This window comes from Oceaniferula marina, from assembly GCF_013391475.1.
Taxonomy (GTDB): Bacteria; Verrucomicrobiota; Verrucomicrobiia; order Verrucomicrobiales; family Akkermansiaceae; genus Oceaniferula; species Oceaniferula marina.
On the sequence record NZ_JACBAZ010000043.1, the window covers coordinates 1 to 4,526 of the forward strand.

At 42.8% G+C, this 4,526-nt stretch carries 2 protein-coding genes; both read left to right on the top strand.

Going from position 1 to position 4,526, the window contains the following annotated elements:
• Positions 1-1,744: 1,744 nt before the first annotated feature.
• Positions 1,745-2,110 carry a hypothetical protein gene (locus HW115_RS19450; RefSeq protein ID WP_178935320.1) on the top strand — a complete coding sequence of 122 codons (366 nt, stop codon included), beginning with the start codon at positions 1,745-1,747 and terminating at the stop codon, positions 2,108-2,110.
• Positions 2,111-2,262: 152 nt separating this feature from the next.
• The gene (locus HW115_RS19455; RefSeq protein WP_178935322.1) at positions 2,263-2,805 is read left to right on the top strand and encodes a hypothetical protein; all 543 of its coding nucleotides are present in this window, start codon (positions 2,263-2,265) and stop codon (positions 2,803-2,805) included.
• Positions 2,806-4,526 lie beyond the last annotated feature (1,721 nt).

A 4,526-nucleotide genomic window follows, 5' to 3' on the forward strand; every position in this document is an offset into this window, starting at 1 on the left:
GGAGGAAACTAATTGCATAACAAGTCGCTGCACCCGACCACTAGTAGCCGCCGTGCCAGGTTTTGTTTCTGTTCCTCAAAAGGAAATCTATTAATTCGTTCATCTACCATTTCATCGTGGCGGGTGAGCTTTACGTTCGGTAAAAAAAGCCATGGAATCATTTTTTGATTATGCCGTAATATTTCTTGTATATGTGATGACTCCAAGCTGGTTTATTTTATCACCTCTATTTTCTAGTAAGTATAAGTTTATCCCGAATCGAAGAGCGAGGTGGGGATTGCTTTATTCTATAATTGTTATTTGGCTATTATTGATCCTGTGTTCATTTATATATTTATCGATACCTTCGCAATCAGATGACCCTCTAGCTGATGGGACTGGCCTTGTTGCTGTATCATTATTATCTGGTTGGTTGATTGGATTTGTGATTTCTGTTCCATATCTAGTAATTCGATATATAATTGAGACATTCATTATAAAAAAACAAACCGAACAAGCCGCTGCACCCGACCCCTAGTAGCTGCCGAGTTTGGTTTTTCGACCCTTTCTCAAAATTGAAACATTAAACCTTGTTCATCCATTCCATCGGGGACGGGTGAGCTTTACGTTCGGCAAAAAATGAACATATATCTCACTATCAATGATGTTCGTTCTCGCTCAACATCAAGGTATGATATTGAGCAATGGGGAGGCCGTTTGCTGGGATGCTATGAAGTTTATATCTCTCTGGATGGAATAGATTATTGTTTCAAGTGGGTGATGGCCGGTGACNTGAAGATGCTGTTTGCATGGCGATGCATAGTGTACATTCTAGAGGGGAAGAGCAGACTATTGATTTTCCCATTGTAATTAAACAAGCCGAACAAGGCGCTGCACCTAACCCCTAGTAGCTACCCAGTTTGGTTTTGCTACTGTTTATCAGAATTGAAACATTTAACCGTTTGTCAGCCCTTTTATCGGGGTAGGTGAGCTATACGTTCGGTAAAATATACATGAAAACATCGGATCATACATCAGAGATGCCACCGTCACGAAGTAGTCTAGCAGTGTGGAGTCTAAAGCTGGCGGGTTCTGCAATATTCGTAATGGTGCTTGGTGTTATTCTGTTTTTGGTTGGGGTCCATATAAATGTTCTTATGTGTATTTTTGTCATGCATATGTTATGCGCTGTCGCTGGTATGATTCTTTCTGTGCTATCGTTTTTCACGAGTTCCAACAATGGAAGGAGAGATACTGTGTATGGGGTTATTGGATTCGTAGTATGCTTTGGTATTTTGGTGATGTTTATGTATGCACCTTCAGTTAATTAAAAAAACAAACCGAACAAGGCGTTGCACCCGACAGCTAGTAGCTGACTGGCCAGGCTTTTCGGCTGTTCTAAAGAATTGAAACTTTAATCGTTTCATCGACGCTTTCATCGCTGCCGGTGAACTTTACGTTATGCGAAAAAATAGGCAGATCATTCAAATGGTTGACTATTCCGAATCGGCTCGAAGGATGAAACCATAAGTTTGTTCACTCAGTGGATTCATCGGTTTTCCTTGTAAGGCTAAGTGATTATTCTGATCATCGGTCAGCAAAATCTGTATTCTTNATTCTTAATCGCTCTTGAAAGTAACCAGAAAGACGGGGGAAACTAATTGCATAACAAGTCGCTGCACCCGACCACTAGTAGCTGACTTGCCAGGTTTTGTTTCTATTCCCCAAAAGGAAATCTATTAATCCGTTCATCTACCATTTCATCGTGGCGGGTGAGCTTTACGTTGGGCAAAAAAATGCAGTGAAAAGCATAATCACATTAGGAGGCCGTTTGACGATAGGCATTACCTCTGTTTGGTCGGTATGTTTCATGTGCCTAATAAGTATTGGTGAAGGTGCTGGGCGTTGGCTATCTGATGCTCTCGAAGTCGTAGTTGTTGGATTAGCTTTGCCACTTGGGTTATTTGGGAGTCTTGGCGTTATGGGAGGAAGATGGAATCCTATTCTTGATGGCACATTAATCGTAATGAATTTCTTTCTATTGGGATATGGGTTTTCTGGTATTTGGAGACTTGTTTGCTTCTTTCGTGAAGTCTTCCGTTTAGCTAGAGGTGATACACGCACACCTTAAGAAATAACAAGCCCAACAAGTCGCAGCACCCGACAGCTAGTAGCTGTCGAGTTTGCGACAGGTAATCCTTTTACGTCATTGTATCTTTAATTCGCATATTGGCGCCTGATCGCTGCCGGTGTGCTTTACGTTGGGCAAAAAATACACAGGTCATGAAATGCAGCCTTATAGCAGTGGTCTTTCTCTTGATCACGATGTTTCAATTCGCCAATGCGGACGGCACACCTGTTGGCCAATTTAGTGAAGGTGGGCAATTATATTCGATTCAGTTACCACAAGATCTTGACGTATATCCGAACGCGCCAGTGCAAAGTTACATGTTCTTGGTAGATTATAATTCTAAAGGGCAAGTGATTCATGTTGAACCAAGACGAAGCAACAAAGTGAAAGCTTCGAAGAACGTAGAGAAGTTGGTTGCCGCAATTCAGTTGTGGCGGGTAACTCCTCTGAAGATGAATGGCGTTTTGCTTAAGAAGTGGGGTTGCTACTATACAGTAACAATTACGGCGAAAGAAGAATCAGAAGGGGGCAGTGTAATACATGTCTCAGATAATGGCGCAAATACCGTGTTCGAGAGCGTCCTACCTAGCGTGAAAACTAGAAAATTAACGCTCGAAGAGTTGAAGCTGTTCCACAAAAAAGACCCTGAACCAAAATTTAGGAAAGGCGGTTTGCTTCCTGAACTTATAAAGTAGATCAAACCAAGCCCAACAAGTCGCAGCACCCGACAGCTAGTAGCTGTCGAGTTTGCGACGGCAAACCATTTTACGACATTGTATCTATAATTCGCATATCAGCGCCTGATCGCTGCCGGTGTGCTTTACGTTATGCGAAAAAATAGGCAGATCATTCAAATGGTTGACTATTCCGAATCGGCTCGAAGGATGAAACCATAAGTTTGTTCACTCAGTGGATTCATCGGTTTTCCTTGTAAGGCTAAGCGATTATTCTGATCATCGGTCAGCAAAATCTNATTCTTAATCGCTCTTGAAAGTAACCAGAAAGACGGGGGAAACTAATTGCATAACAAGTCGCTGCACCCGACCACTAGTAGCCGCCGTGCCAGGTTTTGTTTCTGTTCCTCAAAAGGAAATCTATTAATTTGTTCATCAACCATTTCATCGTGGCGGGTGAGCTTTACGTTCTGCAAAAAAACTCAGCACTTCCAGAAAGGTTGATTATTCCGAATCGGCTCGAAGGATGAAACCATAAGTTTGTTCACTCAGGTTATTCATCGGCCTTCCCTGTAAGGCTCACGAATTCGGGTGTCACGTTTCATAAGTTGTGAGCAATAAAGGTTGATTCCTATTCGCGCTTGAAAGCAACGAGAAAAGCGGGGGAAACAAATCGGCAGAACAAGTCGCTGCACCCGACCACTAGTAGCTGCCGTGCCAGGTTTTGTTTCTGTTCCTAAAAAGGAAATCTATTAATCCGTTCATCAACCATTTCATCGTGGCGGGTGAGCTTTACGTTCGGTAAAAAATGACAAAGCACGATGCAATTCGCTATTTAGCGATCATCCCTATCCCTTTGTGCTATTGGTTTTTTGGAGAAGTCGTCTTTCCTCTTGGTAAGTCTCTTTCTCCACCTGACCAAATGGGTGAACTGCCAAGGTTGTCAGAGTTGTGTTTTCAACTTGCCGCCATCAAGAATGGTGTCGTAGCGCATTGCATCATAGGAATTATTATCAGCGCTATCTTGATAACTATATCGAGGTTGAAGAGGCTCGTTGTGTTCTTTCCGTTGGTTCTGACTATGGCATGGACTATTACTTTTTTCTATGTGGCGCTATATTTGGTTGGCTTGGTTCTGCCCTATTACCATATGAATCTGTATCTAAAATAAAACAAACCGAACAAGTCGCAGCACCCGACAGCTAGTAGCTGTCGAGTTTGCGACAGGTAACCCTTTTACGACATAGTATCTATAATTCGCATATCGGCGCCTGATCGCTGCTGGTGTGCTTTACGTTCTGCAAAAAAACTCAGCACTTCCAGAAAGGTTGCTTACTCCGAATCGGCTCGAAGGATGAAACCATAAGTTTGATTACTCAGGTTATTGATCGGCTTTCCTTGCAAGGCACACGAATTCGGGTGTCACGTTCCATTAATTGTGAGCAAGAAAGATGGGTTCGGAGTCGCTCTTGAAAGTAACCAGAAAAGCGGGGGAAACTAATCGGCAGAACAAGTCGCAGCACCCGACAGCTAGTAGCTGTCGAGTTTGCGACAGGTAACCTTTTTACGACATTGAATCTTTAATTCGCATATCGACGCCTGATCGCTGCCGGTGTGCTTTACGTTATGCGAAAAAATAGGCAGATTATTCAAACGGTTGACTATTCCGAATCGGCTCGAAGGATGAAACCATAAGTTTGTTCACTCAGTGGATTCATCGGTTTTCTTTGCAAGGCTAAGTG